Below are 20,609 nucleotides of genomic sequence, written 5' to 3'. Positions count from 1 at the left end.
CTATATATATTACGTTGATTAACTCAAGCTTTTATCAAAGCATTATATTGCAAATCTGTATTCTATCTTTCATTTTCAGACGAAACTCTTACATATTCAACCAATATTCGTAAAACATAATATTTTTTATTCATACATTATACCAAAACAGCAAAGTTTGCCGTATAGTTTTTTTGCCCTTTTTGTATATTTTTTGTTCTCTAACTCAGATGTCTGATAAACACATGTTATATATACTGCTTGTAAATGAAGAGTTGGTAAACGAAGAGCTAGGCAGTAGCAAAGTCGAGCTGTTAGGTGTACATGAGTAACGGAGCAGCTTCGATCTTTGGTCGCAGGAACACCAATTCTTGAAGTTCACCGAGTATATATATTAATATTCAAAAAAATATTCTATTTCTCTAGCATTTGTTATAAAATTGTATACGAGACACTATCAAAGATAGAAGTTGACGAGAAGTTTTGTTTAATTGTTTACCACTTATTAAGATTTCGCCATTCAGGTTCTAAAAGTAATATGTGAAGCACTAGAGCTTGGCAATATTACTTTTAGGCAGTTAACATCTTTAGTAGGTTTTGCTCCTTTTGCTAGAGAAAGCGGTAGTTATAAAGGTAGAAGAAGTATTTTTGCAGGGAGAGGTAATCTTCGAAGAGTTCTTTATATGGCTGAGTAGCTGCATTACGATGTAATAAGCGTTTACGTAATTTTTATGACCACTTAATTGCTAAACATAAACCAGCAAAAGTTGCTCTTGTTGCTGTTATGCGTAAATTACTAGCTTTTATGCACTCTATTGTCAAAAATAATTCTTCTTGCAATGAAAATTTATGGTAAGTTATTATTTTCTTATTGACTTCCATTACGGAGGCTGAGGTTATAATAGCATAATACCTCGAAATATTAAAGCCAATTCTGGATAAGACTTCTATTATGGGAAACGTGCTTTTCTTTAAGTTCATAGTAATCTAGTTTTGCAGTATTTTCATTAACAGACTAAGTTCCTCACGAAATTCTGTATCAATTTCACATAATTCTTCTACTTTTTTGATAGCATGCATTATTGTAGTATGATCTTTCTTACCAAATTTCTTGCCGATATCAGTAAGGCTTTTTGGGGTTAATGTTTTACTTAAATACATAGCTACTTGCCTTGGTCTAGCTATTGAGCGAATACGTCTAGGAGAAGACATATCAGAAAATTTAATATTATAACGATCAGCTACTTTTCTTTGAATATCTTCAATCGTTATAATTCTTTCATTGGAACGTAGTAAGTCACGTAAAATATTTTGGGTATTTTCTAAAGTTATCTCCCTACCAACTAAAGTTGAATGAGCAATAACTTTATTAAGAGCCCCCTCTAATTCTCTGACATTTGACGTTATTTTTGATGCTAAGAATTCTACAACATTTTTAGGTATGTGAATATTCATCTGTTCAAGCTTAGATTCTAATATCCCCAATCTTAGTTCATAAGTAGTGCTGTGAACATCTGCAACCAAGCCCCAACCAAGCCTAGACTTAATCCGCTCTTCAATATTATCTAAATCTGACGGTGAACGGTCACATGATATAACCATTTGACGATTATTATCAATCAAAGCATTGAAAGTATGAAAAAACTCTTCTTGTGTACTATCTTTACCAGATATAAATTGAATATCATCGATCATTAGCACGTCAACTGAACGAAATTCTTCTTTAAATGACATAACATCTTTATTACGAAGTGCTTTGATGAATTGATACATAAACTTTTCTGCCGACATGTAAATTACTTTGCGAGTCGGGTTATTATGTCTTATATACCAAGCAATAGCATGCATTAAGTGTGTCTTACCAAGACCAACACCCCCATACAAAAATAAGGGGTTAGATTCAGCTACGGCACTTTCTGATTCAGCAACTGCTCTAGAGGCTGCATATGCTAACTCATTTGGTCCACCAACTACAAAATTTTCAAAAGTAAATCGTAAGTCTAATGCTGAAAAAATGCCTTCGGAATTGATATCCATTCCTTCTTTTATTGATGGAATTTTTGCTAAATATTCAGGTATATTTGGATTTTGTTCTAGTAATTCTTTAGTAACTATCTCAATTGATTTAATATCTTTGTCATAAGACTGCCAAGATTGCAATATATCACGTGCATATTTTGATTTTATCCAATCTCGGATAAAATTTGTTGGTGTAGAAAGTATAACAGTAGTAGTAGAAGCTTCTAGAAAGTTAATCTTACTGAACCAACTTTTATACAAAGACTCACCGTAATGTTTATTAAGATCAGAACACACATGCTGCCAAATATCTCTATAATGAGCTACTTCCTTTTCTACAGTCAATTGATTTTGGTTAGTATTCACAGAACTTGCCATGGTAAATTATTTTGTTTCCAACCAGCTCCATTACCTCCTCCTTCAAAACCATCAACGATGTTGTAGCATTTTGTATAACCTAAACCACCAGCACACAAGGCCGCTTCATGAGATCGGGCACCTGAACGACAAAGGAATAATACATTATTTTTATTACTGACTTTCGACATGAACTGATTGTTAAATTCACAATTTAATGACATATCAGGTAATAAACGCCAGCTCAGAAACAGTACTTGATCTTTATCAAGCTTTGGAATACCTATTTTCTGCCATTCTTCAGTAGTTCTAATATCAACAACAATGGTACACTCATCCATTTCTAGCAACTTATAAGCTTCTAAGGAAGATATATTTTTGATACTTATAGGCATCTGCATTTTTTTGAATATATTAAAATTTATTGAATAAGAACAAGATTTAGACTAATTGAGTATATACTACTTAATATACAGTTTACATTTTATATTTTATATTTGGTAATTGTCAAACTATCTGAATCATATTATGATATTTTTTTATAAGATTATCAATATGGACTATTTAAAAAAATCATTCCTAGCTAAAAAATTACTATACCAAAGCAAAAATCGGGGTTGCAAAGAAACCGGGTTAATATTAGGTAAATTTGCTGAACAATTTCTTGCTAATATGGATATAGATAGTTTAACAGATTTTGCTTTAATACTTAATCAAAATGATATAGATATTTATGATTGGATTACCAATAAAACAACTCCTCCTGTTCACTTAAATTCAAAAGTGATGTTACAAATACTTAATTTTGATATTAACCGCCTATAAGCTTAATAAACAATGATACAACAACCTCTACCACTCAGTGCAAAAAGTTTTTTTGCTAATGAGTATTTCTCAAATAAACCAACTAAGAATATTTTACTTATTTTTGCCAGTGAAGATGATGCAATTAATAGCCATAAACAATTATTATTTTTTGCACAAAGCATTAAGACTAGTAATATATTATATTTTCCTAGTTTTGATACTATACCATATGATTGCATTTCGCCCCAGTCTAACATTTTATCAGAAAGAGCTAATGCACTAAGTTATTTAGCAACTAATAATGAAAAAAAATTGGTAGTTACTAATGCGGTGAATTTACTGAGCAAATTACCACCTTCGGAATTCTTAGTTAAGTCTTTTCTGAAATTACATAATAAAATGAATTTTTCAGCGGGCAAGCTCGCCGAATTCCTAGTACATAATGGTTTTACAAGGAGTAGTAGTAGCATTGATAGTGGTGAATTTTCAGTAAGAGGAGAGATAGTAGATATAATTTTGCCAGGGTATAAGGGCTATCGTATTAATTTTAGCTGGGATCACATAGAGTCAATACGAGAATTTGATATTGATAGTCAAATTTCTACTAATAGCTGTACAGAGTTAATAATTAATTCTGCCAGTGAGGTAATATTAAATCTAGAAACAATAAAGAATTTTAGAGATAATTATCTAAAAGCTTTTGGTGTTAATTACGTGAATAGCCCTTTATATGAATCAGTAATTGAAGGAAAAAAATTTCAAGGATATGAACATTTATCTCCTTTATTCTATAATTCTTTCAGTAGCTTAATTAATTATTTAGATGACCCTATTATTATTTATGATAATTTGTCGTTACAATCAATTATTGAGCAGGAGAATAATTATACAGATCTTTACAGGTCGCGGATTGAGTCTAACAAAATAAAATTAAACACATTCTATCCTGCATTGCCTCCTGAGCAGATTTACTTTACCAGTCAAGAAATACAAACTTTACTAGAACAGGATAAGAATATTTTAATTAGTCCTGAAGATTCATCTTATGCATATTCATTAGAAAAAATTATTGCAACTAGTTTTATTGAGGATAAGACAGTTTTTGATAAGCTATTTGAGATTATAGAGAACAATAATACTAAAATACCAATTATTTTTTGTCAGTCTAAAAGTAATTTGGAAAGACTGAAGAGCTTGATAAATAGCTACTCACGAGAATATATAGAGATAGACAATCTACAACAGGCAAAAATTGGTGTGATAAATCTTGCATATGTCCAACTTAGTCAAGGATTTTATAGTGATAAATATTTGTTTATTGCAGCTCACGATATTTTAGGAAAAAGTGCGGTAAACGTTCGCCAGCAAGGTGCTAAACGTAAGCTTAAAAATATTCTAATGGAATTAGATAATTTAGGTGAAGGAGAGTTAGTTGTTCATAAGGATCATGGTATTGGTCAATTTCTTAATGTTGAGACACTAGATGTTAAAGGCAAAGCTCATGATTTCCTAAAAATTTTATATGAGAATAATGATAAATTATATATTCCTGTTGAGAATATAGAGCTAATTAAGAAATATGGTAGCAGTGAAGCACAGCTAGCCAAGTTAGGTAGCAGTAGCTGGCAAAGAAGTAAGGCTAAGCTCAAGAATCGTATTACAGAAATTGCCGAGCAATTATTAGCAATAGCCGCTAAGAGGAAATTAACTGTAACTAATCCAATAGAGTTTGATCATGAAGAATATGACAAATTCTGTCAGAGATTTAAATATACCGAAACTGAAGATCAATTAAATGCCATAAATGATATTAGAAAAGATTTTGACTCAGGTATTTTAATGGATAGATTAATTTGTGGTGATGTTGGTTTTGGAAAAACTGAAGTGGCAATAAGGGCAACTTTTATGGTAGCTAAATCAAACTGTGACGTCTCCCCTCAAGTAGCCATTGTCGTACCAACTACTATTCTAGGTAAGCAGCATTATTTAAGATTTCGTAAAAGATTTAAGGATTTAGGGCTGAATATAGTACAATTATCTAGCCTAGTTACCAATAGTGAGGCTAAAATTGTTAAAGAACAAATCAAAGAGGGTACAGCTAATATAATAATTGGTACACATGCCTTGCTGAGTAAGAATATAGAATTTAGTAACCTCAGATTATTAATAATTGATGAAGAACAACATTTTGGTGTTGCTCAAAAGGAACATTTAAAGAAACTAAGAACTACAATGCATGTTCTATCTCTTTCGGCAACACCAATTCCTCGTACAATGCAGATGTCTATGGTAGGGCTGAAAGACCTTAGTATCATTGCCACACCACCGATTGATAGGCTAGAAGTTCGGACAACAGTTATGCCGTTTGATCCGGTGATTATTAGAGATGCTTTACTTAGAGAACGTTTCCGTGGTGGTAGAAGTTTCTATGTAGTGCCTAGAATTAAGGACATTCCGGATATAGAGAAATACTTACAGGAGGTTGTACCTGAACTAAAGTACAAAGTTGCTCATGGCCAAATGCCAGCTGCCAAAGTAGATGAGATTATGAGTGAATTTTGTGATGGTAAGTTTGACATACTCGTTTCTACCACAATAATTGAGTCAGGTATAGATATTGCCGAAGCTAATACAATGATTATTCATAAATCTGATATGCTTGGTTTGAGTCAGTTATATCAGCTCAGAGGTAGGATAGGACGAAGTAAAGTCAGAGGTTATGCCTATTTAACCTTAGCTAATTATAAGAAAATGACCGCACATTCAATAAAACGTCTAGAAATAATGCAGAGTAGCTGTACTCTTGGTTCTGGTTTTACCATTGCCAGCCATGATATGGATTTACGTGGTTTTGGTAACTTGGTAGGAGAAGAGCAGTCTGGACAGATTAAAGAAGTAGGAGTGGAGCTTTATCAGGAGATGTTAGATGAACAAATAGCAATTCTTAAGGATGAAGTTATTGAGCAGCCAAAAGCTTTTGTGCCAATAATTAATTTGGGATTACCTGTTTTCATTTCTGACAATTATATTGCAGATTCTGCTCTTAAACTAAGTTTGTACAGAAGAGTTGGAAATTTAATTGATGATGTAGATATTGAAAATTTTAAGGACGAAATGGTTGATCGTTTCGGTCCTATCCCATCAGAATTTAATAATCTACTTAATATAGTAAAAATAAAGCATAAATGCAGTAAGCTTAATATTGAAAATTTAGACTCTGGTGATCGAGGATTTGTTTTGAAATTTTATAAAGAATCAGATATAGCTGATAAGATTAGAAATTTTGTTATAAAGTATCCTCAGCAAACCAAAATAAAACCGGATACTAAGTTAGTATTTACCAAAACATTGGTAGGAAAAGATATTATAGAGGAAGCGAATAGTCTATTGGAGCAATTATTGGTTGCATAATATCATATAGGGCGAAAAGGAATTAAAATTAGGAAAGTGAGTAAAATTAAAAAGCAATACATATGTACAAATTGTGGTAATAGTACATCAAAATGGGCGGGACAATGTTTTGATTGTGGCTTATGGGGGGCGATTGAGGAAGAGGTAATTAGTCAAGTACAAGTTAGGTTAGGCAATAAACAACAAATACAAAAGCTTGATGGTGTTGTTGTGGAATCATTACGTACTCCTACTCCTATAAATGAATTAAATAGAGTGTTGGGTGGCGGGTTGGTTTCCTCTTCGGCAATTTTAATTGGTGGTGATCCTGGAATTGGTAAATCAACTTTATTATTACACTTAGTGGCAAGTTCTTTTTGTGATAAAATTAGAATGAATTGCTTATATATAACTGGTGAGGAATCCATTGACCAAATAAAACTCAGAGCTTTAAGATTAGGACTTAGCAATAAAACAGCATCTATCTTAGCTGCCACTAATATCGAAGATATTATCTCAACTATTGATGCTGATAAGAACAATATTGATTTGGTAGTTATCGATTCAATTCAGACAATGGTAACTCGCACACTATCATCACCACCTGGCACTATTTCGCAGATTCGGGCCTGTGCTAATGAGTTGGTTAGCTATGCTAAGCAAAATAATATTATTATTTTACTTAGCTGTCATGTGACAAAAGATGGACAATTAGCTGGTCCTAAGTTACTCGAACATCTTGTTGATACCGTGCTATATTTTGAAGGTGATCCTAATAGTCATTTTCGTATTTTGCGTTCTATTAAAAATAGATTTGGTGGAATAGGAGAAATCGGTGTTTTTGAGATGACTACTAGTGGTCTTATGGAAGTCTCTAGTCCTTCCGAGCTATTTCTGATGAAAAGGGATAAAAATGTTAGCGGAACAACAGTATTTGCTGGAATTGAAGGATCTAGACCGTTATTAATTGAGATTCAGGCATTAATTGCCCCTTCCAATATGCCAATGCCAAGACGTTCGGTTGTAGGATGGGATTTAAATAGATTATCAATGATAATAGCTGTACTTAATGTACGGTTTGGTCTTAACTTAACTTCTAAGGAAGTATATTTAACTGTTGCTGGTGGGCTTAAAATTTCAGAACCAGCTTCAGACTTAGCTGTTGCAGCTGCTTTAATTTCTGCAGCAAATAATAAAGCTGTGCTAGAACATAGTGTTTTTTTTGGAGAAATTGGTTTATCTGGTGAAATAAGAAAAGTCAATGCAGCAGAAATGAGAATAAAAGAAGCAACGAAATTAGGATTCAATAAATTAATTTGCTCCAAACTTGAAAAGTTAAGTAATAACCTAATTTGCCCAATTAGTAATATAAAAGAATTGAAAGAGTTGATATAGTTAAAATTCACACTTATGAAATTCTAATAACCCTAATTCAGGATAAGAATTATAATTCTTATCCTGAATTAGCTATGATATAAAGAAAAATGTACTCTTGAAGCGGTTCTGTGAGTACATTTTAACTTTTTTACCGTTCAATAGATGATTTTAATAATTAAAATCATCTATTGAACGCAAATGATATTTTAACAATCAGGTGGGCAGCCGCTTCAAACCTGATTGTTTCTATATATACAGCCGAATTTGGGATAACTTGTTATCCCGTATTCGCGTTAATAGTATTATTAGAATCTTATTTGACTATTTTACCTTAGTTCGATGGGAGACATCGGTTTAATAGTTCCGATTATCTGTTTCTTGAAATGTCTTAATTGTTTTTTGAATTGTAGCACTTATGAAACACTTATTTTAAGATGAGTTTTATAAATTAAGGATTCCATCTTTGACAAAGTAGCGTAAAAGTGTTACGCTACTTTTAACCACAAAAAAGCATAGAACCCCCATTTTGGATAAGAATTAGTTAATTCTTATCCAAAATTGGCTTTAATATAAGGAAAAATGCATTCTTAAAGCGGTTAACGCGAATACATTTTAAACCTTTCTAAAGCTAAAAACATGATTTTAAAAGATTAAAATCATGTTTTTAGCAAAATGGATTGCCACGCTCACATACGTTCGCTCGCTAATAGACATATACGTCTATAAAACGTCTATTAGCGAGGAGACCGTAGGTCGACAAAGCAATATATAATTTCACCGAATTTAGGATACTCAAATGATCCTACGAATTGGATTTGAAAATGGATGGTGAGAAGGCGTAGCATACATATAGTATAGTTACACATGTGAATCCATGATATTTTCAAAAAACAATTCTTCAAAACAGAAGAGTATATAAGAATTGACAAATTCTTATCCCAAATTCGCGTATAGAAAAATACCAAGTTTATTATAATAGGAGCAATTTAATTACTAATACTTCAAAAATACTTATTATTGATAATCAGAAAGCATTAAATGAATTCTGTCGACAGTTATTGGATTGTAAGACTATAAGTGTTGATACTGAGTTCTTGCGTAAAAATACCTATTTTGCTCAGCTTAGCATAATTCAAATTATGGCCAGTAGTTATAAAGTGATAATTGACACTTTAAGCAATTTGGATCTTTCTCCTATTAACGAAATATTTCTGAACGATAAAATTCTTAAAATAGTTCACGCCCCTAGAGAGGATTTTGAGATATTTTATCGTTTATTTAAGAAACTGCCAAAAAATGTTTTTGACATACAAATTGCAGCTGGTATTTGTGATTTTGGTAAATATTTGAGTTATTCGGATATATGTAGCAAAATTTGCTTAGTTCACATTGATAAAACTTACCAACGGTCTGATTGGTTAAAGCGTCCAATTAATGCTAATATGTTAAATTATGCTATTAAAGATGTTGAATATTTAGAGCCGATTTACAAGGTATTGCAACAAATAATTCAAGATAATAACTTACAAAACGAATATGACAAGCAAATAAAATCTTTGCTTAATATTGAAAATTATATTATTAATGTACAAAAAGCTTGGCAAAAAGTTAGATTCAATAATCATTCAGAGTCTTTTATTCATAAAATGAAAATTATGGCAGCTTATCGGGAGGAACAAGCCAGTACAATAGATTTACCAAGGAGACATTTTATTTCTGATGAGGAATTAGTACAGATTTGTCAATATTTACCTACCAGTAATAAAGATTTTGAAAATCTTAAATTAAATAGTCGCTATCTTAGTAAACAAAAATATAGAACTCAATTAGCAGATCTGTGTCTTGCTATACAAGAATTAGGTGAATAAAGGTACTTTATTTATGTTAATTGTGGAATAAATTTGCTATTTTCTAAAAGGTTAAGTAAAACAGCATCTGATATCTTTTGGCTTTTAGAGCATGGCAATTTTTACTATAGTTTTTTTTAAAACCATTTCTGTATTACTGAGTGTAGTAATTGGTTTTTTAGCAGGAAGATATTCTAAAGTTGAGAGAGATAGTATAGCTTCTTTGTTATTCTATTTTATATCTCCTATTGTTTTTTTTGCTATTCCCGCCAGTACTACTTTGACTTTATCAGCATTAAGCGTTACTGTAGTTGTTTTTTTCATTGCCACTTCGTTATCAATATTTTCCTACTATTTTTTTGGGCGATATTGGCTTGATCATACACGAAACATTATAGCATTATCTGCAGGTACCGCTAATGGTGGTTATTTTATGCTGCCAATAGCCGCTACTCTCTTTGATGATTATGTTTTAAGCATCTACATGATGGCAGTTATAGGAATAAATATTTTCGAATCATCAGTAGGCTTTTATATTTGTGCTAGGAGCTTTGCTAATAGTAGTGAAAGTATCTTGAAGGTTGTAAAGTTACCAATTTTAAACGGGTTTTTACTTGGTTGTTTATTTAGTTTTGCTGGTTTTACTTTACCTGATTTCCTAGATGATTTTATATATAACATGCGGGGGGCATTTTCTATACTTGGTATGGTTATGGTTGGTTTAGCTCTTTCAGCTTTGCAAAAGTTTGAAATAGACATAAAGTTTACTTTAGCTACTTTCATGGCAAAATTTTTATTCTATCCACTAGGGGTTAACATATTTATTCTTTTGGATAAGTTTGTTTTAGGATGGTATGATGAGAATTATTACAATGCTTTAAGGCTTCTTTCAACCGCTCCTATGGCAGCAAACGTAATTGTCATAGCCAGTTTACAAAAATTCTATCCAGAAAAAGTTGCTACCACAGTATTTCTTTCCCTGCTTTTTGGTGTAGTATATATACCAGTTATGGTAACTATATTTTTAAGTGATTTGAATTAATTATTATAGCTAACCTGATTAACGCAAAATTATAGATTGCTTCGTCGCTAATAGCGTCTGTGAATTTGGTGTAATGCTAGTCAGGTTAGCTATAGCACTAATGATATAAAAAAATGATACAAAAATTTATCCAAGTTGGACCTTATATTAATTGGTTAGGCTCACAATATATTCCAGCTCATAAAATAGCTTATCTTGAGTTTGGTGACCCTAATAATGAAAATGTAATAATTTGTACCCATGGTTTAACTAGGAATGCTCATGATTTTGATAAAATCGCTATGGTATTAAGTGATAATTTTCGAGTAATTGCTATAGATTATCCAGGACGTGGGGATAGTGATGTTTTTAAAACGAAAAAGCATTATAATTATCAAGTATATGTAAAAGATACGGTGCTTTTTTTAAAAAAATTAGGTATTAACAACTGTATTTGGCTTGGTACTTCCATGGGTGGAATAATTGGTTATGTGCTAGCTAGTAAATATAAGGAACTTATCAAAGCAATGATTATAAATGATGTAGGACCTTTTATTCCAGCATCTCCTCTAGTTAAAATTGGTCAATATGCAGGTCAAACTCCCTCATTTGTTGATTTAGTTAGTGCCAAGCAACATTTAAAGCTAATATATAGCCAATTCGGTATTAGTAGTGAGGAAGATTGGGATCATCTTACCAAATATAGTTTTATAAAAATCCAAGATGGAAAATATAAAATGAATTATGATCCTGCCATAGTACAAGGTATGAATGCTAATGCAAATAAGCCAAAAAATGTTGATATATGGACTATATGGAATAAGATTGTTTGTAAATTGTTGGTTATCCACGGGGCTAAATCAGAAATTTTGCAACAATCTACTATTGAGAAGATGAAAGAAACCAAAGATTTTGATTTGTTCGTTGTTGATTATGCTGGTCATGTACCTTCATTAATGACCGATGATCAGATTAGTTATATAAAATCTTGGGTAAATGCTTTGAAAATATAAAAATTTAGGTTGTTATGAATCGTTCTACTAAAGTACTTATTATAGGGTCAGGTCCTGCTGGACTGAGTGCAGCAATCTATACAGCTAGGGCAGCACTAAAACCAATATTATTGCATGGTATGCAGCCAGGTGGGCAGCTAACTATTACTACAGATGTTGAAAATTATCCAGGTTTTGCAGAGCCTATTCAAGGTCCATGGTTAATGGAACAAATGACGCAACAGGCAAAAAATGTTGGTGCAGAAATTATCTATGATTATGTAGAAAAGGTTGATTTTTCAAAAAAACCCTTAGTGGTAACCACCTCGTCTGGTATAATTAGGGCGGACAGCGTTATAATATGTACCGGTGCAGAAGCAAGGTGGCTGAATATTCCTTCCGAAGCACAATTCAAAGGATATGGTGTCTCAGCTTGTGCTACTTGTGATGGTTTTTTTTTCAAGAATCAGGATGTATTAGTTATTGGTGGGGGGAATAGTGCTGTTGAAGAGGCATTATATTTAACTAATCATGCACGTCAGGTGACTATTGTTCATCGTCGGGATAGTTTTAGAGCCGAGAAGATTTTACAAGAGAGATTATTTAGAAATCCCAAAATATCGGTCATTTGGAATCATAGACTGATTGAGGTCATTGGTACTGATAATCCTAAATCGGTTAATTCAGCCAAGCTTGAAAACACTCAAACAGGTGAGCTTAGTTCAATTAATTGTACTGGTATATTCGTAGCAATTGGTCATATGCCGAATACTGGTTTGTTCAAAGGACAACTAGATATAGATAGTGATAATTATATTATTACTAAACCAAATTCAACGGAAACCAGTATTAAAGGTGTTTTCGCTGCTGGAGATGTACAAGATAAAATTTTTAGACAAGCAGTTACCGCTGCTGGTACAGGATGTATGGCAGCTTTAGAAGTAGAAAAGTTTTTAAATCATTAAATTAAAATTATGTCTCGTAGTAAAAAAGAGAGTGATAAAATAGATAAGTCAAGTGGATCAAGTGAGACAAGTATAGTTTTGCCTGTTGCTCGAACTTTGCCAGCAAATGTTCAGGCCGAGCAAATGTTAATAGGAGCAATTTTAGTCAACCATGATTACTTAAATACTGTCTCAGAATTCCTAAGACCAGATCATTTTTTTGAGCCGATACATCAAAAGATTTATAATGCTATTGAAGTTATTACCGAAAAAGGCTTAATTGCTACTCCGGTAACGCTTAGAAGCATGTTAGAACGAGACGAATTATTTCAGCAATTAGGTGGCAGTGACTATCTAAATAAGCTAGCTACTCTGTCAATGATGGTAATTAATCCCCTTGATTATGGAAAAATAATCTATGATTTGGCAGTAAGGCGTAATTTAATTCAGATAGGGGAGGAGGTAGTTAATAATGCTTATGACTCCTCTTTAGAATATGATGCAAGTCAACAAATAGAGCATGCAGAGGGTAAGCTTTATAATCTTGCTAGTGAAGGAATTAATGACAAGAGTTTTGTTAAAATTGCTGTGTCTCTCTCGGAGTCCCTTGCCAATATTGACAGAGCTATGAAGAATTCTAATCATGTAATAGGTATTTCTACAGGATTAATTGATTTAGATAGGGAATTATCAGGTTTTCATAACTCAGATTTAGTTGTCATTGCTGCACGTCCATCAATGGGGAAAACAGCTTTTGCCATAAATCTTGCGATAAATGCTTGTAATTCTATGAAGTTAAAAAATAAGGAACAAGAAAAAGATAAGTCAGTAGGTTTTTTCTCTCTTGAAATGTCATCTGAGCAGCTTGCTACTCGTATTCTTTCCATGCATACTAACATTGACTCTTCAGCCTTACGGTCTGGTCATGTGACAGAAGAAAATTATAATCGATTACGTAGAGAAATTATAGCTCTTGACCTACCATTTTTTATTGATGATACGCCAGCTTTATCCATTGCGGCTATTCGCACTAGGGCAAGAAAAATGAAGCGTAAACATAACCTTGGTATATTATTTGTAGATTATCTGCAGTTAATTAGAGGGATAAATAAATCTGATAATAGAGTAAATGAAATTTCGGAAATTACTCAAGGATTAAAAGCTATAGCAAAAGAATTAAATATTCCAGTAATTGCTTTATCACAATTATCTAGAGCTGTAGAACTTAGAGAAGATAAGAGACCAATGTTATCTGACTTACGAGAATCTGGGTCTATTGAACAAGATGCGGATATAGTGATGTTTATTTATCGAGAAGAATATTATCTAACTCGTAAAGAGCCTTCTTCGAGTGATGCAAAATATGCAGAAAAACACGCAGAATGGTTGAGTAATTTAAATCAAGTATATAATATTGCCGATATTATAATAGCAAAACATCGTAATGGTCGTGTTGGTAGCGTAAAACTTCACTATGATGGTCAGTATTCGAAATTTAGTAATTTACAGAAAACACTATAGACCCCCATTCGGGATAAGAATTAGTTAATTCTTATCCCGAATTCGCATTATAGGGATAATAATATGTTCAAGAAACCTTTAATATTTGGTATTGCTGGTACTAGTTTGACTGTGCAAGAAAAGGAATTATTATCAAAAAATTCAATATATGGCTTTATTCTCTTTAAAAGAAATATTGTGGATCGAGAACAGTTACTAAAGTTAGTACAAGATTTAAGAGACTTATATGACTATAATATATTGATTTTTGTCGATCAGGAGGGAGGCAGGGTTGCAAGGTTGAAGCCACCTATCATAGATATAGAATATCCCCCTGCTGGTGATTTCGGTAGAATATATGATCAAGAAGGTGCAGAGAATGCATATTTAAAAGTTTTTGCAAATTATTCAAGCCTGATGAAGAGTTTAAAAGAATATAGAATAGACTCGCCATGTTGTCCAGTTGCTGATTTGCGTTACCCTTATACTGATAATGCTATTGGAGATCGTAGCTTTGGAGATTCTGTAGTAAAAGTAGTTGGCTTATGTGCAAAAACAATAGAGGCGATAGAAGAGCAGGGAGGCATTGCCATTATTAAGCATATACCAGGGCATGGTCGAGCTACGTGTGATAGTCATTATAAGTTGCCGCGTGTTACCAGTTCGCTTGCTGAATTAAATAATACAGATTTTGAAGTGTTTAGACAACTATCTAAAAATGCTAAGGCAGGATGGGCTATGACAGCTCACATTGTATTTGAGGCTTTAGATACCAATCTACCAGTAACTTTATCGCCCACTGCTATAAAGTTCATTAGAAATGACATTGGTTTTAAAGGTATGTTAGTTTCAGATGATATTTGTATGCTTGCTCTGCATGGTGAAATTGGAGCTAAATACTCAATAGTTAAAAAACCTCTGACGATTTTTGAAAAGCAGGATTCTACGACTACGATAAGTAATCAAGATTTAGAAAAATTTATTGAATACGGAATTATTAAAGACAAATCCGACCAAACCGGACTAAAAAAATATTTAGTAGAAGAATTCCCAAAACTGAAGGCAGAATTTGTTACAAGTATAGTTGAAGTTGCTAGACAAACTATTGTAGCTGGTTGTGACTTAGTATTACATTGTAGTGGTGATATACAAGAAATGACTGCTGTTTGCAGGGCAGTTTAAAAGTCCCAACTAATGATAGAAAAGTTTGTTTTTTAAAATAGACTTCTTTCGAAACTCTACTTTTGCTGGTGATTTTGACAATGATGCGGTACTCGAATCCGTAACGGAATTAGAGTACGCTGCGGTTCGAGGTGAAGCGTCTCCTTCAAATCCCTTGCGCACAAGCGAGTTTCGAAAGAGGTCTAATGCATAAATGTCATTGCGAGAAGCCGCAAAGCGGCGACGGGGCAATCTTGTGAAGGAGACCTTACTTCATGAAGATTGCCACAGCACCTAACGGTGCTTCGCAATGACGATTTTTTAACTTTCAAGAGTTGTTTTTACAACTCTTGAAAAGAGCAAATAGTAGGATACTTTATTTTATAACAGTTACAGCTCTACGGTTCTGTGCCCAAGCTGCTTCGTCACAACCCATAACAGCTGGTTTCTCTTTACCGTAAGAGATAGTATCAAGTCTGTTATTATCAATTCCTAGACCAATCAAGTATTTTCGTACAGCTTCTGCTCTTCTTTCACCAAGTGCTAAGTTATACTCTCTTGTGCCTCTTTCATCACAATGTCCTTCAATAGTAGCTTTAGTACAACAATGTTTTTTTAACCAAACGGCTTGTTTATTTAGCTGTTCTTTTGATTTACTTGAAATATCTGATTTATTGAAAGCAAAAAATATCCTATCACCAACATTTCTTTCGAAATCAGCAGCTAAAGAACTTTCCTCGACACTAGGAGTCACCTCCGCTTCTGTCGGTTTCTTTTTAGCACCACACCCAGAAAGCACAAATAGTGCTAAAAAAGCTATTGCAGTTTTTTGTATTAGCATAACAAACTCCTTAATTTAAATAAAGCTATTGATTATATTTGCTTAACAGAAAAAATTGTTAAACATCCTACCTGTGTATTATATATTATCATACTGTTACTTAAAAGCCTAAAATAGTTTTAGCATTAAACTCTTGGATAAATGTGGTAAAAATATCGTATATAGCCGACGTTTAATAATTCAGAACTTAGATAACAACTCCCTTATCATATCTGGTAATTTCTCTATTTTACTTACATCTGTGCCACCTGCTTGGGCTATATTAGCCTGACCACCACCGCCACTACCACCAAGGAATATAGAAATCTCTTTAGCTAGGTTACCGGCATGAATTTTATTAGTGATTTTCTTACTAACCGCAATAGTAATAGATAATTTACCCTGCAAATCAGGCATACCTATATATACAATCACCAAATTATCTGACTTATCAGCTATTCGCTGAGCAGATAAGCGTAATATTTTACTATCTATATTCTTTACTATCTTATAAATAAATTGTATACTCTTCTGCTTTGAAGAATTGGCTTCGCAAAACTTCGGGGCATTCGCGTGCTCACGTACTAACTGTACGCTCCGCTCGCTCTCCCCTTGTTTTACGTTCCAATTCTTCAAATCATTTGAGTATATATCCGATATACTGACTGATTCTTTGGCAATCTGCTCAATATTCAAGTCAAGCATCGAAACCTGAAGGTCTACTAACTTATCTTCTAATTGTTTTTTACTAGCAATTAGACTATTAACTTTATCAATAATTTCATTCTTACCTATTTTTAAGGTTGAAGATATGTTTTCAATTACCGTATCATTCTGCCTGATTAATTTTAAGACAAATTCACCGCAAACAGCTTCTATCCTTCGAACGCCAGCTGCAACGCTACTATCGCTAGTAATTTTAAACATCCCAATATCACCAGTTCTATTAACATGCGTGCCACCACATAACTCAAGCGAATTTAATTCAAGCGGATTGCCCATTGCTACCACCCTTACTTCAGAATCATATTTTTCACCAAATAAAGCCATAGCCCCTGCCTTAATAGCTTCATCTGTTGACATTAATGTTGTGGTAACTTTCGAATTATCCGTAATAATCTGATTTACTTTATCTTCTATCAAAATAATTTCTTCTGTCGTCAATGCTGCCATATGGCTAATATCAAAACGTAAACGATCATATGCTACGAGCGATCCTTTCTGCGTTACGTGTTTACCCAGCACTTGATGTAATACCGCATGTAATATGTGAGTCGCAGAATGATGAATTCTTAAATTATTACGATATTTGACATCAATAGCAAAATCAGCACTATCTCCAACCTTGATGCTAGTTCCTTCCTGCAAAATGCATATATGAGCAATTATTGAACCAAGATATTTTACAGTATCTACTACTCTAATTTTACTGTTGGTAGATTTGATATAACCTATATCTCCCATCTGTCCACCAGATTCTCCATAAAAAGGAGTTTGATTACTAATTAGAATAAATTGCTCTTCGCTAGTTTCTATATTGTTGACTAACTTATTATCTTTAATTAGCGCTAATATCTTACCTTCTGCCTTATCCAAAGAGTAACCAAAAAATTCAGTACTACCAAATTCGCCTTTAATATCAAACCATATTTGGTCAATTTGTGACTCATTTGAACCTAACCAAGCTTTTCTTGCCCTTTCTTTTTGCTCTTGCATCTTATTATTAAAGCTATCAAGATCAACTGATATCTGTTTACCTTTTAATATGTCTTCAGTTAAATCGAGAGGAAAACCATATGTATCATATAATTTAAAGGCTATCTCTCCTGAAAGTTCTGAATTTTTACTAAGATGCTGTGTTTCATCGTCAAGCAGCTTAAGACCTCGTTCAAGAGTTGCTTTAAATCTTAATTCTTCCTGTTCCAAGATACTACGGGTAAAAGCCTCAGCCCTCTTTAGTTCAGGATAAGTTGCACCCATAAGATCTACTAATTTTGCTAGCAATCGGTACATTAAAGGTTCACTGCTACCAAGTATATGGGCATGCCTCATACTTCGACGCATAATACGCCTAAGTACATATCCTCTGCCTTCATTTGACGGCATGACACCATCACTAATTAGAAAGGCACAAGCTCGTAAATGATCAGCAATAACCCGGTAAGAAAATTTTGCTTCCCCTTCTACTTTAACTTTTACTATACTTTCCGTATAAGCAATTATTTCCTTAAATAAATCTATGTCATAATTATCATATACATTTTGCAATACAGCACTAATACGTTCTAGTCCCATGCCGGTATCAACGGATTGTTTAGGTAAGGCAATCCTAGTATTGCTATCCAATTGTTCAAATTGCATAAAGACCATATTCCAAATCTCAATATAGCGATCGCCATCTTGATCTTTTGTACCAGGTAAGCCACCTGGTATCTTCTCTCCATGATCATAGAAAATTTCTGAACATGGTCCACAAGGTCCGGTATCTCCCATTGACCAAAAATTATCATTGGTTGCTATTTTAATAATTCGGTCATCACTTAAATTAGCAATCTTTTTCCAATAGCTTGCTGCTTCTTCATCAGTATGATAAACAGTTACATATAATTTTTCTTTGGCGATAGCAAATTCCTTGGTTAAGAGATTCCACGCGTAATATATTGCTTGTTCTTTAAAATAATCACCAAAAGAAAAATTACCTAACATTTCAAAGAACGTATGATGTCGTGCAGTATAACCAACATTTTCAAGATCATTATGCTTACCACCAGCCCGTAGTGATTTCTGACTAGTAGTGGCTCTTTGATAGTTTCTAGTTTCCTGACCGGTAAAAACATTTTTAAATTGTACCATCCCGGAATTAACAAACATTAAACTAGGATCATTATGAGGAATTAGGGAACTAGCTGGAACGTGTATATGATTATTTGCAACAAAATAACTTATAAATTTACTTCTAATTTCTTCAGTGGTAAGTTTAGTCATTAGTAATAATCCTTAAAAATTAGACATACTGTAATTGCGTATTAAGCCTTTCTATGGCTTCCAATAAACTTTCTTCTGAGCCAGTTATAGATATTCTTATATGATTCTCTCCGGCTTTACCAAAGGCTGTCCCAGGGACAACCGCAACACGAGTTTTATCTAAAATAAAATTAGCAACAGATTCACTTACAGAATTATTCTGATAGCTATTAGGGATTTTTTTGTATAAGGTACTAATGTTAGGAAATAAATACATACCTGAATTTGGAGCTTTATCAAGCTCAAAACCATCAATTTCTTGCAGTGAAGAGAAAAAGCGAGTTAGTTTTTTCTCTAACAGTGATACATTACTTTTGGTCGTATTTATGACCTCTTGATCATTCATTACCTCAGCTAGTGCTGTTTGTATCAATGTGTTGACAGCCAAACAATTATAAGTATGAGCCTTTAGTGCTTGTGCAGTAAACTTCTCTGATGCAACTAGCCATCCTACTCTCCAACCAGTAATGCCTAGTCTTTTTGAAAAGCTGTTTACAATAATTAAATTATGCATGTTATCACAAAATTTAATTATTGGTATATGAGATTGTCCTGTAAAGATAAAATCATCAAAAACTTCATCTTGCATAAGATAAATATCTTTTTCTACTATAATTTGGTACAATTTTTTTAATGTTTCTAAAGTATAAACTGTACCCGTTGGATTACACGGAGTATTAATGATGATTAATTTGGTTTTAGGAGTTATGCACTTTAAAATATCGTCAACATCTAATTCAAATCTATTAAGATGTGAAGTAACACTTCTTACAGGTAAACGTCCTAATGAAATAACAATAGGTTCATAAAGCATATAACATGGATCAGGAATTATTACCTCATCTCCTATGTTAGTTGCAGTAAAGATTGTTAACCAAATAGCTTCAGCACAACCGTTAGTAACAAGTATTTGGTTATTTGGTTGCAGCTTAATGTTGTATTTTATCTTGTATCTTTCTGCAATAGCGGTACGTAAAGGGTAAAATCCTCTTGAATCTGCATATTTATTAAGGGTACTATCATTGCTTTCTATTGTAGCCTTTAAACTATTCAAAAGTTTTTCAGGAAGGTTGAAATTTGGATTGCCTACTGTCATATTGATATAACTCTCCTTGCCCCCAATTTTATCTGATATGTCTTTAGAAGGATGGGGGTGAATTATATTCAACAATTTATTCATACTAAACTCTCTTTATTAAATTCACCTCTTCAATTGATTATACTGACTCTACATACTTGCAAATCAAGAGTTATTAAAACTTAGCAATCTCAAATTTGGGGTATAATTTAGGCTCTTAATATTGTAAAATTCTTGAAGATAGCAGTATTATAGAGAATTTGGGGTGTGGTGTCTACTGCAATAACAACTTT

16 protein-coding genes are annotated in these 20,609 nt (G+C 33.0%); 10 read left to right on the top strand and 6 right to left on the bottom strand.

The genetic code is table 11. The features are described from left to right. Positions 1–497 precede the first annotated feature (497 nt). Entirely contained in the window at positions 498–674 is a 177-nt protein-coding gene (locus tag ACFEL2_RS03685) for a transposase (protein ID WP_375332374.1), read from the top strand. 34 nt (positions 675–708) lie between these two features. Here the strand turns inward: ACFEL2_RS03685 and ACFEL2_RS03680 are convergent, their stop codons facing one another. The 3 genes from ACFEL2_RS03680 to ACFEL2_RS03670 form a co-directional block, all read right to left on the bottom strand. Beyond that, positions 709–861, bottom strand: coding sequence for a hypothetical protein (locus tag ACFEL2_RS03680; RefSeq protein WP_375332271.1), 153 nt, complete (start codon positions 859–861; stop codon positions 709–711). Positions 862–966: 105 nt separating this feature from the next. Next, positions 967–2,376 carry a chromosomal replication initiator protein DnaA gene (dnaA, locus tag ACFEL2_RS03675; protein ID WP_375332270.1) on the bottom strand — a complete coding sequence of 470 codons (1,410 nt, stop codon included), beginning with the start codon at positions 2,374–2,376 and terminating at the stop codon, positions 967–969. Beyond that, the gene (locus ACFEL2_RS03670; protein ID WP_342271453.1) at positions 2,361–2,756 is read right to left on the bottom strand and encodes a rhodanese-like domain-containing protein; all 396 of its coding nucleotides are present in this window, start codon (positions 2,754–2,756) and stop codon (positions 2,361–2,363) included. The genes dnaA and ACFEL2_RS03670 overlap by 16 nt, the downstream gene beginning before the upstream one ends. Positions 2,757–2,883: 127 nt before the next feature. Between ACFEL2_RS03670 and ACFEL2_RS03665 the strand changes: the two genes are divergently transcribed. From ACFEL2_RS03665 to ACFEL2_RS03625, 9 genes are all read left to right on the top strand, one after another. After that, positions 2,884–3,180 (top strand): succinate dehydrogenase assembly factor 2, encoded by a 297-nt coding sequence (locus tag ACFEL2_RS03665; RefSeq protein WP_341752115.1) that lies wholly within the window; start codon positions 2,884–2,886, stop codon positions 3,178–3,180. Between the two features lie 12 nt (positions 3,181–3,192). Continuing rightward, positions 3,193–6,573 carry a transcription-repair coupling factor gene (gene mfd, locus ACFEL2_RS03660; RefSeq protein WP_375332269.1) on the top strand — a complete coding sequence of 1,127 codons (3,381 nt, stop codon included), beginning with the start codon at positions 3,193–3,195 and terminating at the stop codon, positions 6,571–6,573. A gap of 36 nt (positions 6,574–6,609) precedes the next feature. After that, positions 6,610–7,947: a DNA repair protein RadA gene (radA, locus tag ACFEL2_RS03655; protein WP_375332268.1), complete on the top strand. Its 1,338-nt coding sequence runs from the start codon at positions 6,610–6,612 to the stop codon at positions 7,945–7,947. A gap of 989 nt (positions 7,948–8,936) precedes the next feature. After that, a complete protein-coding gene (locus tag ACFEL2_RS03650) occupies positions 8,937–9,797 on the top strand; it encodes a ribonuclease D (RefSeq protein ID WP_341752301.1) in 861 nt (286 codons plus the stop codon). 91 nt (positions 9,798–9,888) lie between these two features. Continuing rightward, positions 9,889–10,818, top strand: coding sequence for an AEC family transporter (locus ACFEL2_RS03645; protein ID WP_341747269.1), 930 nt, complete (start codon positions 9,889–9,891; stop codon positions 10,816–10,818). A gap of 113 nt (positions 10,819–10,931) precedes the next feature. Then, positions 10,932–11,810 carry an alpha/beta fold hydrolase gene (locus tag ACFEL2_RS03640; protein WP_341755080.1) on the top strand — a complete coding sequence of 293 codons (879 nt, stop codon included), beginning with the start codon at positions 10,932–10,934 and terminating at the stop codon, positions 11,808–11,810. A gap of 14 nt (positions 11,811–11,824) precedes the next feature. Further along, complete coding sequence (gene trxB / locus ACFEL2_RS03635; RefSeq protein ID WP_341755081.1) at positions 11,825–12,754, top strand: thioredoxin-disulfide reductase; 930 nt, start codon at positions 11,825–11,827, stop codon at positions 12,752–12,754. A gap of 9 nt (positions 12,755–12,763) precedes the next feature. Next, the gene (locus tag ACFEL2_RS03630) at positions 12,764–14,254 is read left to right on the top strand and encodes a replicative DNA helicase (protein WP_341755082.1); all 1,491 of its coding nucleotides are present in this window, start codon (positions 12,764–12,766) and stop codon (positions 14,252–14,254) included. Positions 14,255–14,317: 63 nt separating this feature from the next. Then, the gene (locus tag ACFEL2_RS03625; RefSeq protein WP_375332267.1) at positions 14,318–15,415 is read left to right on the top strand and encodes a glycoside hydrolase family 3 N-terminal domain-containing protein; all 1,098 of its coding nucleotides are present in this window, start codon (positions 14,318–14,320) and stop codon (positions 15,413–15,415) included. A 355-nt stretch (positions 15,416–15,770) separates the two neighbouring features. Here the strand turns inward: ACFEL2_RS03625 and pal are convergent, their stop codons facing one another. From pal to ACFEL2_RS03610, 3 genes are all read right to left on the bottom strand, one after another. Next, entirely contained in the window at positions 15,771–16,235 is a 465-nt protein-coding gene (pal, locus tag ACFEL2_RS03620; protein WP_375332266.1) for a peptidoglycan-associated lipoprotein Pal, read from the bottom strand. A gap of 180 nt (positions 16,236–16,415) precedes the next feature. Further along, positions 16,416–19,199 (bottom strand): alanine--tRNA ligase, encoded by a 2,784-nt coding sequence (gene alaS / locus ACFEL2_RS03615; RefSeq protein ID WP_375332265.1) that lies wholly within the window; start codon positions 19,197–19,199, stop codon positions 16,416–16,418. A 19-nt stretch (positions 19,200–19,218) separates the two neighbouring features. Next, positions 19,219–20,418 (bottom strand): pyridoxal phosphate-dependent aminotransferase, encoded by a 1,200-nt coding sequence (locus ACFEL2_RS03610; protein WP_375332264.1) that lies wholly within the window; start codon positions 20,416–20,418, stop codon positions 19,219–19,221. Positions 20,419–20,609 lie beyond the last annotated feature (191 nt).

Source organism: Candidatus Tisiphia endosymbiont of Temnostethus pusillus (assembly GCF_964264675.1).
GTDB lineage: Bacteria > Pseudomonadota > Alphaproteobacteria > Rickettsiales > Rickettsiaceae > Tisiphia.
This window is presented reverse-complemented; position numbering and strand designations above follow the sequence as displayed.

Bases quoted from the DNA above. Each gene is read 5' to 3' on its own strand.
- ACFEL2_RS03680 (WP_375332271.1), bottom strand. From the start codon at position 861: ATGGAAGTCAATAAGAAAATAATAACTTACCATAAATTTTCATTGCAA.
- dnaA (WP_375332270.1), bottom strand. From the start codon at position 2,376: ATGGCAAGTTCTGTGAATACTAACCAAAATCAATTGACTGTAGAAAAG.
- ACFEL2_RS03670 (WP_342271453.1), bottom strand. From the start codon at position 2,756: ATGCAGATGCCTATAAGTATCAAAAATATATCTTCCTTAGAAGCTTAT.
- ACFEL2_RS03665 (WP_341752115.1), top strand. From the start codon at position 2,884: ATGATATTTTTTTATAAGATTATCAATATGGACTATTTAAAAAAATCA.
- mfd (WP_375332269.1), top strand. From the start codon at position 3,193: ATGATACAACAACCTCTACCACTCAGTGCAAAAAGTTTTTTTGCTAAT.
- ACFEL2_RS03645 (WP_341747269.1), top strand. From the start codon at position 9,889: ATGGCAATTTTTACTATAGTTTTTTTTAAAACCATTTCTGTATTACTG.
- ACFEL2_RS03640 (WP_341755080.1), top strand. From the start codon at position 10,932: ATGATACAAAAATTTATCCAAGTTGGACCTTATATTAATTGGTTAGGC.
- trxB (WP_341755081.1), top strand. From the start codon at position 11,825: ATGAATCGTTCTACTAAAGTACTTATTATAGGGTCAGGTCCTGCTGGA.
- ACFEL2_RS03630 (WP_341755082.1), top strand. From the start codon at position 12,764: ATGTCTCGTAGTAAAAAAGAGAGTGATAAAATAGATAAGTCAAGTGGA.
- ACFEL2_RS03625 (WP_375332267.1), top strand. From the start codon at position 14,318: ATGTTCAAGAAACCTTTAATATTTGGTATTGCTGGTACTAGTTTGACT.
- pal (WP_375332266.1), bottom strand. From the start codon at position 16,235: ATGCTAATACAAAAAACTGCAATAGCTTTTTTAGCACTATTTGTGCTT.
- alaS (WP_375332265.1), bottom strand. From the start codon at position 19,199: ATGACTAAACTTACCACTGAAGAAATTAGAAGTAAATTTATAAGTTAT.
- ACFEL2_RS03610 (WP_375332264.1), bottom strand. From the start codon at position 20,418: ATGAATAAATTGTTGAATATAATTCACCCCCATCCTTCTAAAGACATA.